Genomic DNA, 14,324 nt, shown 5'->3' with positions numbered 1-14,324 from the left:
GCGATGGATGGATCTGCAGCGCACGCTCGCCGCCATGGCGGTCGAGCTCGACGGACTGAGGGCGTTCGACGAGACGGCAGAGGCCGTGTCCCGATATGCGCGAACCCTGCTCGACGCTGACGACGCCGGTGTCCTGCTGGTCGAGTCGCGGCGCGAGCTCACCACCCAGTGCGGGACGAGCCCGGTGGTCCATCAGGCGCACCAGCTGCAGGTCGACTTCGACGAAGGACCCTGCCTCGATGCCATCAAGGGTCGCGCCACCTACGTCACCGACGACACCGCGCACGACCTGCGGTGGCCGTCGTGGGGTCCGGCGGCCGCCGAGATCGGCATTCGCAGCGCCGTCGGCGTGCGCCTCGCGACCGGGGCCCAGGGCTTCGGATCCCTGAACGTGTACGCCAACCGACCCAGTGCCTTCACCGCTGAGCACGTCCACCTGGCAGAGCTGCTCGCGGCTCACATCACGGTGGCGCTGGCCGTGGCGAAGCGCGAGGAGGGTCTGACCACGGCGTTGGAGACCCGATCGGTGATCGGGCAGGCCCAGGGCATCGTGATGCAGACCTTCGGCGTGGACGCCGACACGGCGTTCGACTTCCTCAAGCGAATCTCCCAGCACGAGAACGTGCGTATCAACGCACTCGCCGAGGCGATCACGGTGCAGCGCAACACCAATGCGAGGCCCGAGAAGAGCTGATCGCTCAGCGCGCGGAGGACAGCGCCCGCGTGGCGGCCTCGGCGTGCAGCTCGCGCACCTGCTCGAGCTGCCGCTCGCCCTGTCGAGCGAGTGCAGCGAGCTCGTCGGAGTCGAGTCCCTCGTGCTGGTCGGCGACGCACAGGAGTGCGTCCCAACCCGCCACCTTGCCGGCGAGCGCCGTGCGCATCGCCTCCAGGTCGACCAGATCGGACAGGGCGGTGCGACGCACCGGGTCGCCGTTCGGCTTCAGCCGACTCACCCGCTCCCCGACCTTGGCGGCCAGCGCGAACAGCGGTGCGGGCCGTATGCCGACCCGGCGGGCCATCTGCAGCTGCTGCCGGCGTTCGACGACCAGCTCACTGCAGATGTCGTGCAGGATCGTTCGCGCGTGCGCGTTGCTCATGCGCTCGCCGCGGCCGAACAGCTCGATGCCGCCGGCCGAACCGGTCAGGTGAATGCGGAGGTAGTGTCCGAGTGCGTCCATGGCACAGGTGTACCCGATCAGAGCGTGCTTTGAACCCCGGCGAGCAACTGCTTGGACATCACGACCCGCTGCACCTGGTTGGTGCCCTCGTAGATCTGGGTGATCTTGGCGTCGCGCATCATGCGCTCGAGCGGGTAGTCCGACGTGAAGCCGTAGCCGCCGAGCAGCTGGACGGCGTCGGTGGTCACCTGCATCGCGGTGTCCGAGGCGAAGGCCTTGGCGGCTGCGCCGAAGAACGTGAGACCGGAGTCGCCGCGCTCGGAGCGTCCGGCGGCGGCGTAGGTGAGCTGGCGGGCGGCCTCGACCTTCATGCCCATGTCGGCCACCATGAACTGCAGGCCCTGGAAGTCGCTGACGGGATGCCCGAACTGCTGACGCTCCTGGATGTAGCCGAGCGCGTAGTCCAGGGCGCCCTGCGCGACGCCCACGGCCTGCGCCGCGATCGTCACACGGGTGTGGTCGAGGGTCTTCATCGCGATCGAGAAGCCCTCCCCGACCTCGCCGATGATGCGGTCGCCGGGGATGCGCACGTCGTCGAGGTAGACCTCGCGGGTGGGCGAGCCCTTGATGCCCAGCTTCTTCTCGGGGGCGCCGAAGCTCACGCCCTCGTCGTCCTTCTCCACCACGAACGCCGTGATGCCCTTGGTGCGCTTGGACGGATCGGTCTGTGCGAGCACGGTGTAGTACTCCGAGACGCCGGCGTTGCTGATCCACCGCTTGACGCCGTTCAGCACCCAGTCGTCACCGTCGCGCACGGCCCTGGTCTTCTGGTTGGCCGCGTCGCTGCCGGCATCGGGCTCGGACAGGCAGTACGAGAAGCCGCCCTCGCCGCTGGCGAGCTTGCTCAGGTAGTTCTTCTTGAGCTGCTCCCCGCCGCCGATCATGATCGGCAGCGATCCCAGCTTGTTGACCGCCGGGATCAGCGAAGACGAGACGCACACGCGCGCGATCTCCTCGATGACCAGCACGGTGGCGAGCGCGTCGGCGCCGGCTCCGCCGTACTCCTCGGGCACGTGCGGGGCGTGGAAGTCTGAGGCGAGCAGAGCGGCGGCGGCCTCGGTCGGGAAGCGGGCCTCCGCATCGACCGCTGCGGCATGGGGCGCCACCTTGTCCTCGGCGACGGCGCGGGCCGCCTCGCGGATGGCCTGGTGCTCCTCGGACAGGACGAACATGTCGGTACCGGAAAGAGTGCTCATGTCTACCTTCCTTCGTAGGGGTAGAAACCGTGGCCGCTCTTCTTGCCCATCAGACCGGCGTCGACCATGCGGCCGAGCAACGGCGGCGGGGAGTACAGCGGCTCCTTGAACTCGGCGTACATCGACTCACCGATGGCCTTGATGGTGTCGAGCCCGATCAGATCGCTCAACGCGAGTGGGCCCATGGGGTGGCCGCAACCGAGCACCATGCCCTGGTCGATGTCGGTCGCCGAGGCGTAGCCCGCCTCGTACATGCGGATCGCGCTCAGCAGGTACGGCACGAGCAGGGAGTTGACGACGAACCCAGCCCGGTCGGTGGCGTCAATGGGCTGCTTGCCCAGCGAATCGCCGACCCAGCCGCGCATGCGGTCGAGGGTCTCTGGCGAGGTGGTCAGTGACGGGATGAGCTCGACCAGCGCCATCACGGGCGCGGGGTTGAAGAAGTGCACGCCCATCACCCGGTCGGCGCGACCGCTGACGGCGCCGAGCTTCACGATCGGGATCGACGAGGTGTTGGAGGCGAGGATCGCCTCGTCGGAGGTCAGGATCTCGCCGACTCGGCGGAACAGGTCGAGCTTGATCGTCTCGTCCTCGCTGGCGGCCTCGATCACCAGGTCGCGGTCGGCGAGCGCTTCCAGATCGCTCTCGAAGCGGATGCGCTCGAGCACGGCCTCGACCTCGGTGGTCTCGATCTTGCCGCGCGACTCGGCCCGGCGCAGCGATCCTTCGACGCGCTGGGAGGCGGCCTGAGCGGCCTCATCGCTGATCTCGATGCCGATGACGTCGAGGCCGGCACGCGCCGAGACCTCGATGATGCCCGAGCCCATCAGCCCTCCGCCGATGACGCCGACGCGTTCGATGCCGCTCATGTCTGAACCTCGTTCGTAGACTGGTCTTACTGAAAACTGGTACTCAGTACCGTACTTGCGGTACACGGTACGCCCAAGTAACTTCGATCGCATGGCAGCCATCGAACGACCCTCCGAGCGCCCGGCCGAGCGTCTCGTCGAGGCCGCGTTCGAGCTGTTCGACGAGCAGGGATTCGACGCCACGACGGTCGACGACATCGCGGCCCGCGCCGGAGTGGGCCGCACCACCTTCTTTCGCCACTACCGGTCCAAGGAGGCGGTGATCTTTCCCGCCCACGACGACCTGCTGGCCCGCATCGGCGACCGGCTCGCGGCATCGGACCCGTCGAGTCGCGATCGCGCGGTCATCGAGGCTGCTCGGATCGTGCTGCGTCACTACGTAGCCGAGGGTGATCGGGCGGTCCGTCGCTACCGCCTCATCACGGCCGTCGCGACGCTACGGGACCGCGAGATGGCCGGACTGCGGCAGTACCAGCGACTGTTCGCCCAGGCGCTCGCCGGCCGCTGGCCCGACCAGCCCGATGGCGATCTGCGGGCCGAGCTGATGGCCTCGGCGGTGGTCAGTGCGCACAACTACGTGCTGCGGGCGTGGTTGCGTGGAGAGTCCTCCGACCCCGAGGCCGAATTGGATCGAGCGTTGTCCCTCGTGATCGACCAGGCGAGCCGGGGCGTTGAGGAGACCACGTCCGTCGTGGTCGTGCAGACCTCGCGGAGCCCGGAGGTCGTGGTTGATCGGATCCGCGACGCCCTGCGCTGAACCATCGATGAGGGCGGGGTCCAGCGTGTTGGGTGGGACCGACCGACCGGCCGTGGTGTCATGGCCGCATGCGATGGATCCTGTCGGCGGTGGCGCTGTTCGCGCTCGTCGGATGCGGGTCCAGCGAGTCTGCTGAACCCGAGGCCCCGGCCAGCCCTTCGGCCAGTGCCTCGCCCACCCCTGCGGTGACTCCGGAGGCGGCGTCCCCGACGGGCGCGCCCGAGCCGCAGGCCCTGTCGGAGTTCCGTTGCTCGGCGGGCGAGGACGGCAGCCCCTGGACGGCCTCAGGTCTGTTGTCCAACAGCGGCAAGGACGCGGCGACCTATCAGGTGTCGGTCTACGTGGGGCCGCTCGACGGCGACACCCGCGAGGTCCGCACCCTGCGCATCGACCCGATCAATCCGGGCGAGTCAGACCGGTTCGACCTCGACGACGTCCCCGCGGGCGGCGACACCTGCCACGTCCAGGTCCTCCGCACCCCCTAGTCTCAGCGAGAACGGGAGATGGAGACCATGTCTTCGCGGGCGACGACCTTGACGCGCTCCCGCTCAAGATCGTGGGCCTCGCCGAGCGACCGTTCGTGCTCGTTGAGCTGTTCCCAGCCGGCCCAGGTCGTGTACTCGACGCCCAGGCTGTCCAGATGGTCGAGGAACGCCTGGTGCGTGGGCTCGGATGGAGCGACCAGCTGGTCGACGTCCTCCATCAGCAGGCGGATCGTCTCGGCCGCGTCGGACTTGGTGTGTCCGATCAGGCCGACGGGGCCGCGCTTGATCCAGCCGGTGACGTAGGCCCCGGGCAGTGGTGAGCCGTCGACCTCGAGGACGCGCCCGCCGTCATTGGGCACGACGCCGTGCACCTGGTCGAACGGCAGACCCGAGAGCGTGTCGGAGTAGTAGCCGATCGCCCGGTAGACCGCCTGCACCGGCCAGTCGATGTGCTCGCCGGTGCCGCGCGCGTTGCCCGTGCCGTCGAGCTCGGTCACCTCGGTGCGCAGGCCCACGACCTTGCCGTCCTCGCCGAGCACCTCGACGGGGTTCTGGCAGAAGTGGATGTGGATGCGGTGCGGCGCCCCCGTGGGCTCCTTCGCGAGGTAGTTCTGCAGCACGTCGACCACGAGCTTTTGGCTCTTGGAGGCGCGGATGGCGTCCATCGAGCCCTCGTCGAGCTCGAAGCCCTCGGGATGGACGATGACGTCGATGGTGGGCGAGTGGCTGAGCTCGCGCAGCTCCATGGGGGTGAACTTGACCTGGGCGGGCCCGCGACGGGCGAACACGTGCACGTCCTTCGTGACGTTGCGCGAGAGGCCGGCGTGGACGTTGTCAGGGATCTCGGTGACCAGGAGCTCGTCGGCGGTCTTGGCCAGGACGCGGGCCACGTCGAGGCCGACGTTGCCGACACCGAGCACGGCGACGCTCTCGGCGTGCGGGGCGAAGTCCCACTCGCGCGAGACGTCCGGGTGGCCGTCGTACCACGCGACGAAGTCGGCGCCGCCGAACGACCCCTCGAGGTCGATGCCGGGAATCGTGAGCGCACGGTCGCGGCGGGCGCCGGTCGCGAAGACGACCGCATCGTAGAACTGCTGGAGATCCTCGAGCTTGAGATCAGCCCCGTACTCGATGTTGCCCAGGAAGTTGATGTCCTCGTGACCCATCACGCGGTGCAGCGCCTTGATGATCTCCTTGATGCGCGGATGATCGGGGGCGACGCCGTAGCGAATCAGGCCGAAGGGGGTGGGGTCGCGGTCGATGATGTCGATCGAGACCGAGTCGAAGGGCTCCGGCAGCTCCGCCTTGGTGAGGATGTCGGACGCGTAGATGCCGGCGGGGCCTGCGCCCACGACGGCGACTCGCAACTGCCTGGTCATGAAATCTCCTCGAACGTCGACTGGTGCAGACAAGGATAGTGCGCTCGGCGAGCGCTGCGAACCGCGTCTCACGGGAAAGTGGCAGGGATCACTGTCAGAATTTTGGTGTGGTGTGAGTCACACCGGGACGCTACTGTCAGCCTGCAGCCCAGCCCGCGCCGAAGGAGCACCATGGGACTGATCTCCCCGACCCTGCCTCATCTCGACGTCGATGAGTGGCGCGCCAAGCCGCGCGTCGATCGCACCCGAGATCTCGCCCACCACTGGACCATCTTCGGATTCGGCACTCCGCAGGGCATCTACCTGCTCTACGCGGTCAAGATGGTGCTGTTCGTGCTCGGCGCGATGCTGTTCATCGTCGCGACACCCGGCATCGGGGGCCTGGGCGACTGGCGCGAGTGGTGGACCGAGCCGGTGGTGTTCCAGAAGCTGGTCATCTGGACCCTGCTGTTCGAGGTGCTGGGCTTCGGGTGCGGATTCGGCCCGCTGACCTTCCGCTTCCTGCCGCCGATCGGCTCGTTCCTGTACTGGCTGCGTCCGGGCACCATCCGGCTCCCGCCCTGGCCCGACCGCGTGCCGGGCACCCGCGGCCACACGCGCACCCTGCTCGACGTGCTGCTCTACGTCGCGGTGCTGGCCGCCGCGGTGTGGGTGCTGACCTCGCCGACCGACCGGATCAGCGGCGGCATGGCCATGATCGAACCGAGCCGGTTCATCCCGATCCTGGCGATCCTGCCGACCCTCGGCCTGCGCGACAAGACGATCTTCCTGGCGGCCCGAGCCGAGCACTACTGGGTGACCGGATTCGTGCTGCTGTTCCCGTTCGTGGACATGATCTTCGCCGCGAAGCTGATCATGATCGCCCTGTGGTGGGGCGCGGCCACCTCCAAGCTCAATCAGCACTTTCCCTACGTCGTCGCCACGATGCTCAGCAACGCCCCGCTGTACCCGAAGGCGTTCAAGCAGCACCTGTGGCGCAACCTGGACGACGACCTGAGGCCCTCGCGGCTGGCCACGACGATGGCGCACGGCGGCACCGTCGTGGAGTACTCGGTACCGCTGGTCCTGCTGCTGTCCAGCGGCGGGCTCCTGACCCAGGTGCTCGTGGTCTTCATGGTGCTGTTCCACCTGCACATCCTCAGCGCCATCCCGCTGGGTGTTCCGCTGGAGTGGAACATCGTGATGATGTTCGCCACGGTCTATCTGTTCGGGGAGTACGCCGCCGTGGGACTGGGCGACACGCAGTACCCGTGGCTGGTCGCGCTGGTGTTCGTCGCCGTCGCGGCGGTGGTCGTCTACGGCAACCTGCGTCCCAAGCACGTCTCGTTCCTGCCGGCCATGCGCTACTACGCCGGCAACTGGCCGACGTCGGTCTGGCTGTTCGAGGAGGGCGCCGAGCAGCGGTACGCCGACCTGGTGCCGAAGGCCGCACAGCTGCCGCACCGTCAGCTCGCGAAGCTCTACGACGCCGATGCCGTCGACCTGATGTTCGGCAAGATGTTCGCCTGGCGCAGCCTGCATCCTCATGGACGGGCGATGGCCGGGCTCTATCCGCGGGCCGCCGCTGACCACGAGGACCGCTTCGTCATCGACGGCGAGCTGCTCTGCGGCTCGGCGATCGGCTGGAACTTCGCCGACGGCCACCTCCACGACGAGCGACTGCTGGCCGCGATCCAGGCGCACTGCGCGTTCGAACCAGGCCAGCTGCGCGTCATCATGATGGAGTCCCAGCCGCTGATGATCCCCGTGCAGCAGTACCGCATCGTCGATGCAGCCACGGGCCTGGTCGAGCGTGGCGAGGTCGACGTCGAGGAGATGACCAGTCGGCAACCGTGGGAGCTGGACCTGCCGTTCCGGGTGCACGAACGCGCCGCCGGCGCAGGCTCGCCCGCGTAGTCAGCCCCGATCCCCCGAAGCCGACGGTCGGGGCGGGTGAATCACGCTTGGACACCTGCTGGACATTAATTAGTAATTAATGTTGACATGCGATGTGACCTCGCTTACCTTCGATGCAGTGCCGCATTCGATCGACGCGGCGACGACCGCGAAAGAGGTGGACTCGTGAAAGCGAATCCGAAACGGAGCCTGCGTGGCCTGACGGCTGTCATGGTGGCCTTGCTGATGCTCGCCGGATGTGGCCAACGTGTCGGCGAGGAAGGCCGCATCGGCGTCGTGTACCTGAACGCAGAAGGCTTCTACGCCGGGGTCAAGCAAGGGATCGAGGTCGCCTTCGACGAGTCCGGTCCGGCTCCCCAGCTGCTTCAGACCAACGTGCGTTCCGACCCGTCGCAGGAGAGCAGCTTCATCGACACGGTGAGCTCGGCCAAGGTCGATGCGCTGATCGTTGCCCCGACCTCTGCCGAAGCCTCGATCCCGGCGTTGCGACTCGCGCACGAGAGCGGGATCCCGATCGTCTGCTACAACACCTGTCTGACTGACCGGGCCACCGAAGAGTATGTCGACGCCTGGGTACTCGGATCGCCTGCGGAGTTCGGCCGCATCAGTGGCGAGCAAATGGGCGAGTACTTCGTCTCCGAGGGCATCGATCAGCCTCAGGTGGGAGTCTTGAACTGCGAGCAGTTCGAGGTCTGCATCGAACGTCGTGAGGGCTTCGAAGCCGCGCTGCTGGAGGCCGTTCCCGACGCGGAGATCGTGGCGAACCAGCAGGGCCTGACGGTCGATGAGTCGGTCAGGAAGGCCGATCGCATCCTCACCTCCCAACCGGACCTGGACGCGTTCTATGCCGAGGCCGGGTCTGCAACGGTCGGTGCAGTCCGGGCGGTCCAGTCTCGAGGGCAAGCAGGCGAGGTCGTCGTCTTCGGGGGCGACATGTCGACCCAGGTGGCCCGGATGCTCGAGGACGGAAGCATCTTGAAGGGTGTCGCCGACATCTCAGGTATTGCCGTCGGCGAGATGGCCGCCCGCACCGCCCAGCAGCTACTGGCCGGGGACGGACCATCTGAACTGATCGTGCCCGCCCCGGTCGACGCCTACCTCGGTCCCGACGACGGGTCCCGCTGGCTCGCTGAACATCCGGACGGCGTCCCGTGATCCACCTCCACCCCGCTCAGTTCCTCCTGTGAAAGGCGCGTCATGACCACCAGTCAGTCTCTGCTGCACGTCGACGGTGTCACTAAGCACTACACCGGCGTGAAGGCGCTCACCGACGCCACCCTGCGCATCGATGCTGGCGAGATCCGCGCCCTGCTCGGTCGCAACGGAGCCGGCAAGTCGACGCTGATCCGCATCCTGTCCGGCGTCGAGACCGCTGATGCGGGCACCGTGCTGATCGACGGCCGCGAGCTCGGCGATGGTGGGGTGCGCGTCTCGACGGCCATGGGCATCGAGACGGTGCATCAAGAGCTCAGCCTCGTCCCACAGATGACAGTGGCCGAGAATCTGTTCGTCGGTTCGTGGCCGACCTCTGGCGGTCGGATCGACCACGCCCGCATGCGTGCTGAGGCAGCTGCGGTCATGGATCGGCTCGGTCTGGACATCTCGCCGGACGAGACGGTCGAACGTCTCTCCCTGGCCTCCCAGCAGCTGGTGGAGATCTGCCGCGCCGTGCGCCGCAACCCCCGACTACTCATCCTCGACGAGCCGACCAGCGCCCTGGCCGCAGCCGAGGTCGCGATCGTCCTGGACGCCGTGCGCCGGATCAGCCAGAGCGGAGTCGCGGTGGTCTACGTGAGCCACCGCCTCGACGAGATCCGCCAGGTCGCATCCTCCGCGACCGTGCTGCGTGACGGCGTGGTGGTCGACACCGTCGATGTTGCAGAGACCGGTACGGACGCCTTGGTCTCGATGATGCTCGGATCGGTCTACAGCGCGCAGGAACGACCGGCCGAACGAGCCGTCGATCGCACAGGCCAGCCGGTCCTCAGCGTGCGGCAACTCGCCGTGCATCCCAAGATCGAGGACGTCTCGTTCGACCTGCATCCCGGCGAGGTGCTCGGCATTGCAGGCCTCATGGGCTCGGGGCGCACCGAGATCCTGCGAGCCATCGCAGGTTTCATGCCCGCCACTGGCGGTAGCGTCGTCGTCGACGGCCGCGATCTGGGCCGACCAACTCCAGCAGCGATGAAGCGTCTCGGTGTGGGCCTGACCCCCGAGGACCGCAAGCACGACGCGATCGTGCCGCTGCTCGGGGTCGACGAGAACCTCGTGCTGGCCGACTACGATCGCGTCCGCTCCGGTCGGATCCTGTCCCGCCAACGCATGACCGACGTCGCGTCCGTGCTGATCGACCGGCTGGGCATCTCGACCGCGTCGCCGTCCACCCCGATCGTCAACCTGAGCGGCGGCAACCAGCAGAAGGCCGTGATCGGCCGATGGCTGCACGCCGATGCGCGCATCCTGCTGCTCGACGAGCCCACCCGCGGCGTCGATGTCGAGGCCAAGGCCAGCATCTACGCCCTTGCGCGCGAGCTGGCCGACGCCGGTCGCTCCATCATCTTCGTCTCCGGCGAGCTCGAAGAGCTGCCGCTGGTGTGCGATCGCGTCATCTGCATCCAGGGTGGCCGCGTGGCCGCCGAGCTCACTGGGGCCGACGTCACCGTCGATGCGGTCCTGTCGTCGGCCATGGCGGCCTGACCCGAGGAAGAGGAACACATGTCCAGCATCACCAGCACCAAGACGCCCCGGCGGAGCTTCATCTCCCACCGGGTGCATCAGCTCAACGAGATCGGGCTGATCGTCGCCATCATCGTCCTCTACGTCGCGCTCACGAGCTCGGCTGCGGGATTCCTGACCGTCGACAACCAGCTCGGCATCCTGCGCGATGCCGCCACGATCGGCATCGCCGCCTGGGGCGTGACGCTGGTGATCATCGCCGGAGAGATCGACATCAGCATCGGCCCAGCGGTCGCCTTCGCCTCGGTGCTGGTTGCCAAGGGAAGTGCTGAATGGGGCCTGGGCATCGTGGGAGCCATCGTCATGACGATGGTGATGGGCGCCCTGTGGGGTGCGCTTGCCGGCTACCTGCGGGCGCGGTTCGACGTGCCGTCCTTCATCGCCACGCTCGGAGTGTGGAGCATCCTCGGCGGTCTGGCGCTCTACATGACCGATGCGTTGCCTGTGGTTCTGCCCGACAGCAGCCTGATGGACGTGCTCGGTGGCTCGATCCTCGGCATCCCGACCTCGGCGATCGTCATGCTCGTCCTGTTCGCCGTGTTCTTGTTCATCTCGAAGTACACCGCCTACGGGCGCAGTGTCTTCGCCATCGGCGGCAACGCCGGGGCGGCCATGCTCTCCGGCATCAACCTGACCCGCACCCGGGTCATTTTGTTCGCCACGACCGGCCTGCTGTCGGCCATCACCGGAGTCCTGGTGGCAGCACGTCTGGGATCTGGCAACGGTGGCGCGGCATCCGGCCTGGAGTTCGATGTCATCGCGGCCGTCGTCATCGGTGGCACCTTGCTGTCCGGCGGCCGTGGTTCGATGGTGGGCACGCTGCTCGGCGTCGTGTTCATCACCGTGATCGCCAATGGACTCGTGCTGCTGGGTGTCGACTCGTTCCTGCAGAACGTCGTGCGCGGCGTGATCATCGTGGGCGCCGTGCTCGTGAACGTGGCCATCAGTCGCCGCGGCAACGCCACGCGAACCACCTGAACCAACCAGCTCGATCACCAGAAGAGGATCACCGGTATGTCCACCATCCCCGCCACGATGTCCGGCGTCTACCTGCCCGGCAACTCCAGCACGGAGCTGCGCACGCTCGACGTCCCCACGCCCGGCCCCGGCCAGGTCCTGGTGCAGGTCGGAGCCTCCGGCATCTGCGGCAGCGACATCGGTTTCATCTATCACGGGTACAAGGGCTACCGGGGCGTCGACGGACCGGCCTACCGCGGTGTCGTTGCGGGGCACGAGCCCTCGGGCCGAATCGTCGCGGTGGGCTCGGACGTACACCGCTTCGGCGTGGGAGACCGCGTGATTCTCTATCACATCGTGGGGTGTGGCCTGTGCGACAACTGTCGGCGCGGCTACTACATCAGCTGCACGGGTGACCGCGCGTCCTACGGCTGGCAACGCGACGGAGGACACGCGCCCTATGTGCTGGCCGAGGAGCGCACGTGCGTCCCGCTGCCCGACGAGCTGTCGTTCGTCGACGGTGCCCTGATCGCCTGCGGATTCGGTACTGCCTACGAAGGCTTGCGTCGTGCTCGTCTCAGTGGCGACCAGGACCTGCTGGTGGTCGGCCTCGGACCGGTCGGACTGGCTGCAGGGATGATCGGCCGTGGCATGGGCGCAGGCCGCATCATCGGCGTCGAGCGTTCTGAGGACCGTCGAGCCTGGGCTGCGCAGACCGGGGTCTTCGACCACGTCGTGGCTGCGGACTCTGCCCTCGCCGAAGTGCTGGAGCTGACCTCCGGCGCTGGGGCGGGCGTCACGATCGACTGTTCGGGCAGTCAGCCAGGTCGTCTTCTGGCTCTGGAAGGGGCCGCAGAGTGGGGCAACGTCTCGCTCGTCGGTGAGGGCGGAGATCTGCACACGGAGGTCTCCGACACCTTGCTGCACAAGCAGCTGACGATTCACACCTCGTGGGTCACGTCGCTGCCGGCCATGTCCGAGCTCGCGCAGAACTTGGTGCGATGGGGCCTGCGCCCCGAGAAGGTCGTGAGTGACGTCTTCGGTCTCGACCAGGCCGATGAGGCTTATGCCCTGGCGGCCGGTGCAAGCCAGGGCAAGGTCTGCCTGGTGCCTGAGGGGGCGGTGTGAGCGTGGCTGCCACGGTCGACGTCGACGAGAGCTGCGTCGATCATCCGGTCGTCTGGGTCGAGGCTGGTCCGCTGCGTCTTGGCATCACTCCTGCGCTCGGCGGACGACTGCTGAGCCTGACCCACGATGGTCGCCAGATCCTGTGGCGCAACCCGGCCTTGCTCGACGAGACCCTGCAACCGGTCGACGGCCACCTCATCGGCCCGGTCGACGGGCCGATGTCGGTCTGGAACAACTACGGCGGGTCCAAGACCTGGCCGGCGCCGCAAGGCTGGTCATCTGATCGTGAGTGGGCCGGCCCGCCCGACCCGGTGCTCGACTCAGGCAGCTACCGTCACACGATCTGTACCAGTGGTGACGGGGTCACGGTGACGCTGGCCAGCGACCCCGAGCCGCGCACCGGTCTGCGCTTGACCCGGGTGATCCACGTGCCGGCTGCCGGGGATCGAGTCGAGGTCAGTCTGCAGGGACAGAACACTGCGGATCGCGCCACCCAGTGGGCGCTGTGGGACGTGGTCCAGCTCCCCGGCGGAGGCGTGCTCGACGTCACGACGACTCCGGGTACCGCCCCGGTCGCCCTCGTCTCCGGCACCGGGGTCCCGGCCTGGGAATCGGTTGTGGACGGTATTCGTGTCCCGGCCCAGGAGGTCGTGGGCAAGCTGGGCTTCCCGACTGCGACGGGTGTCATGCGCTACGACCACGGTGGCCTCGTTGTCGAGTGGACATTCGCCGTCGAGGAGGACGCCACCTACCCCGACCAGGGATCGCGTGCCGAGGTCTGGATGGAACACCCCCTCGACGCGCCACTGGACCACCTGGGCGGTCTACGTCCGCCGGCTCGGATCGTGGAGTGCGAGGTGCTGGGGCCGCTGCGTGAGCTCGCGCCGGGTGCATCGATGTCGCTCGAGCTGACGCTGCGCGTACGAGACGGAGAGGCCTCGTGAGCCCCGGGCGACCCGTGGCGGTCGTGACCGGCGGTGCGCAGGGGATTGGCCTCGCCACCGGAGCCCGGCTGCACCAGGACGGCTACGCCGTGGCGCTGTTCGACGTCAACCCGGACGTCGAGCGCGCCGCCGCCGGCCTGGCAGGACCCGAGGACGCTGTCGGGCTGTGGTGCGACGTCACCGACAGCCAGAGCTGGCAGTACGCCGTCGAGACGGTGCGCGAGCGATTCGGACCGGTCGACGTGCTCGTCGCCAACGCCGTGACCTTCACTGCGGCGCCAGCAGACGAACTGGCCGAGGTCGACTGGCACCGCCAGCTCGACGTCGCGCTCACGGGCGCCTTCCTCGGGGTGCGTGCACTGCTTCCCGACCTGGTCGCGAGCGCGAATGGCTCCGTGGTTCTGGTGTCCTCGGTGCACGCCTGGTTCGGGCTGCCCGGCCGGCCCGCGTACGCAGCAGCGAAGGCCGGTCTGACCGGCCTCGGGCGCCAGCTTGCCGTCGAGTATGGATCTGACCTGCGCGTCAACACCGTTCTCCCTGGGCCCGTGCTCACCGCGGCGTGGGACGACATCGACGAGGAAGGGCGCCGCGCCAGCGCGGCCGAGACAGCCATTGGCCGTCTCGGTCACCCGAGCGAGGTCGCGGAGGTCATCGCGTTCCTGGCATCTCCACGGGCATCATTTGTCACTGGCGCGACGGTGCCGGTCGACGGCGGCTGGACCGTGTCGAAGAACTCCTCCTGATCCGAGCACTTCCCACAGCATCACTCACGAGAGGCGACGATGGCCGGCTACGTAGG

General features: G+C 67.9%; 14 protein-coding genes. 10 read left to right on the top strand and 4 right to left on the bottom strand.

Annotated features, from left to right (window positions below):
• Positions 1 to 7: 7 nt before the first annotated feature.
• The gene (locus tag ACHAA3_RS06725; RefSeq protein ID WP_435708177.1) at positions 8 to 694 is read left to right on the top strand and encodes a GAF and ANTAR domain-containing protein; all 687 of its coding nucleotides are present in this window, start codon (positions 8 to 10) and stop codon (positions 692 to 694) included.
• Positions 695 to 698: 4 nt separating this feature from the next.
• Here ACHAA3_RS06725 and ACHAA3_RS06720 read toward each other — a convergent pair whose 3' ends face one another.
• The 3 genes from ACHAA3_RS06720 to ACHAA3_RS06710 are packed head-to-tail and all read right to left on the bottom strand — an operon-like array spanning position 699 to position 3,234.
• The gene (locus ACHAA3_RS06720) at positions 699 to 1,178 is read right to left on the bottom strand and encodes a hypothetical protein (protein ID WP_435708176.1); all 480 of its coding nucleotides are present in this window, start codon (positions 1,176 to 1,178) and stop codon (positions 699 to 701) included.
• A gap of 17 nt (positions 1,179 to 1,195) precedes the next feature.
• A complete protein-coding gene (locus ACHAA3_RS06715; protein WP_435708175.1) occupies positions 1,196 to 2,374 on the bottom strand; it encodes an acyl-CoA dehydrogenase family protein in 1,179 nt (392 codons plus the stop codon).
• A gap of 2 nt (positions 2,375 to 2,376) precedes the next feature.
• The gene (locus tag ACHAA3_RS06710; RefSeq protein ID WP_435708229.1) at positions 2,377 to 3,234 is read right to left on the bottom strand and encodes a 3-hydroxybutyryl-CoA dehydrogenase; all 858 of its coding nucleotides are present in this window, start codon (positions 3,232 to 3,234) and stop codon (positions 2,377 to 2,379) included.
• A 100-nt stretch (positions 3,235 to 3,334) separates the two neighbouring features.
• Between ACHAA3_RS06710 and ACHAA3_RS06705 the strand changes: the two genes are divergently transcribed.
• Both ACHAA3_RS06705 and ACHAA3_RS06700 read left to right on the top strand, forming a co-directional pair.
• The gene (locus tag ACHAA3_RS06705; protein WP_435708174.1) at positions 3,335 to 4,000 is read left to right on the top strand and encodes a TetR family transcriptional regulator; all 666 of its coding nucleotides are present in this window, start codon (positions 3,335 to 3,337) and stop codon (positions 3,998 to 4,000) included.
• A gap of 68 nt (positions 4,001 to 4,068) precedes the next feature.
• Positions 4,069 to 4,485, top strand: coding sequence for a hypothetical protein (locus ACHAA3_RS06700; protein ID WP_435708173.1), 417 nt, complete (start codon positions 4,069 to 4,071; stop codon positions 4,483 to 4,485).
• Positions 4,486 to 4,487: 2 nt separating this feature from the next.
• Here ACHAA3_RS06700 and ACHAA3_RS06695 read toward each other — a convergent pair whose 3' ends face one another.
• Entirely contained in the window at positions 4,488 to 5,864 is a 1,377-nt protein-coding gene (locus ACHAA3_RS06695; protein ID WP_435708172.1) for an FAD-dependent oxidoreductase, read from the bottom strand.
• A gap of 171 nt (positions 5,865 to 6,035) precedes the next feature.
• Here ACHAA3_RS06695 and ACHAA3_RS06690 point away from each other — a divergent pair, with 171 nt between their 5' ends.
• The 7 genes from ACHAA3_RS06690 (at position 6,036) to ACHAA3_RS06660 (ending at position 14,268) form a co-directional block, all read left to right on the top strand.
• Positions 6,036 to 7,760 carry a DUF3556 domain-containing protein gene (locus ACHAA3_RS06690; RefSeq protein WP_435708171.1) on the top strand — a complete coding sequence of 575 codons (1,725 nt, stop codon included), beginning with the start codon at positions 6,036 to 6,038 and terminating at the stop codon, positions 7,758 to 7,760.
• A 165-nt stretch (positions 7,761 to 7,925) separates the two neighbouring features.
• Positions 7,926 to 8,915 (top strand): substrate-binding domain-containing protein, encoded by a 990-nt coding sequence (locus ACHAA3_RS06685; protein ID WP_435708170.1) that lies wholly within the window; start codon positions 7,926 to 7,928, stop codon positions 8,913 to 8,915.
• 42 nt (positions 8,916 to 8,957) lie between these two features.
• Complete coding sequence (locus ACHAA3_RS06680; protein WP_435708169.1) at positions 8,958 to 10,457, top strand: sugar ABC transporter ATP-binding protein; 1,500 nt, start codon at positions 8,958 to 8,960, stop codon at positions 10,455 to 10,457.
• A gap of 18 nt (positions 10,458 to 10,475) precedes the next feature.
• Entirely contained in the window at positions 10,476 to 11,474 is a 999-nt protein-coding gene (locus ACHAA3_RS06675; protein WP_435708168.1) for an ABC transporter permease, read from the top strand.
• Positions 11,475 to 11,510: 36 nt separating this feature from the next.
• The gene (locus ACHAA3_RS06670) at positions 11,511 to 12,581 is read left to right on the top strand and encodes a zinc-dependent alcohol dehydrogenase family protein (protein WP_435708167.1); all 1,071 of its coding nucleotides are present in this window, start codon (positions 11,511 to 11,513) and stop codon (positions 12,579 to 12,581) included.
• Positions 12,582 to 12,583: 2 nt separating this feature from the next.
• Complete coding sequence (locus ACHAA3_RS06665; protein WP_435708166.1) at positions 12,584 to 13,525, top strand: DUF4380 domain-containing protein; 942 nt, start codon at positions 12,584 to 12,586, stop codon at positions 13,523 to 13,525.
• On the top strand, positions 13,522 to 14,268 hold the full coding sequence (locus ACHAA3_RS06660; protein ID WP_435708165.1) for an SDR family NAD(P)-dependent oxidoreductase: 747 nt from the start codon (positions 13,522 to 13,524) through the stop codon (positions 14,266 to 14,268). Before ACHAA3_RS06665 ends, ACHAA3_RS06660 begins: the two co-directional genes overlap by 4 nt.
• Positions 14,269 to 14,324: the final 56 nt, after the last annotated feature.

This window comes from Aeromicrobium sp. CF3.5 (genome assembly GCF_051262695.1).
In the GTDB taxonomy this organism is placed as follows: Bacteria; Actinomycetota; Actinomycetes; order Propionibacteriales; family Nocardioidaceae; genus Aeromicrobium.
The sequence above is the reverse complement of the archived record's forward strand: the minus strand, read 5'-3'. Positions and strand labels throughout refer to the sequence as shown.

Excerpts from the sequence above, each read along its gene's own strand:
- ACHAA3_RS06680 (WP_435708169.1), top strand. The coding sequence starts at position 8,958 with ATGACCACCAGTCAGTCTCTGCTGCACGTCGACGGTGTCACTAAGCAC.
- ACHAA3_RS06720 (WP_435708176.1), bottom strand. The coding sequence starts at position 1,178 with ATGGACGCACTCGGACACTACCTCCGCATTCACCTGACCGGTTCGGCC.
- ACHAA3_RS06670 (WP_435708167.1), top strand. The coding sequence starts at position 11,511 with ATGTCCACCATCCCCGCCACGATGTCCGGCGTCTACCTGCCCGGCAAC.
- ACHAA3_RS06715 (WP_435708175.1), bottom strand. The coding sequence starts at position 2,374 with ATGAGCACTCTTTCCGGTACCGACATGTTCGTCCTGTCCGAGGAGCAC.
- ACHAA3_RS06705 (WP_435708174.1), top strand. The coding sequence starts at position 3,335 with ATGGCAGCCATCGAACGACCCTCCGAGCGCCCGGCCGAGCGTCTCGTC.
- ACHAA3_RS06700 (WP_435708173.1), top strand. The coding sequence starts at position 4,069 with ATGCGATGGATCCTGTCGGCGGTGGCGCTGTTCGCGCTCGTCGGATGC.
- ACHAA3_RS06725 (WP_435708177.1), top strand. The coding sequence starts at position 8 with ATGGATCTGCAGCGCACGCTCGCCGCCATGGCGGTCGAGCTCGACGGA.
- ACHAA3_RS06675 (WP_435708168.1), top strand. The coding sequence starts at position 10,476 with ATGTCCAGCATCACCAGCACCAAGACGCCCCGGCGGAGCTTCATCTCC.
- ACHAA3_RS06690 (WP_435708171.1), top strand. The coding sequence starts at position 6,036 with ATGGGACTGATCTCCCCGACCCTGCCTCATCTCGACGTCGATGAGTGG.
- ACHAA3_RS06695 (WP_435708172.1), bottom strand. The coding sequence starts at position 5,864 with ATGACCAGGCAGTTGCGAGTCGCCGTCGTGGGCGCAGGCCCCGCCGGC.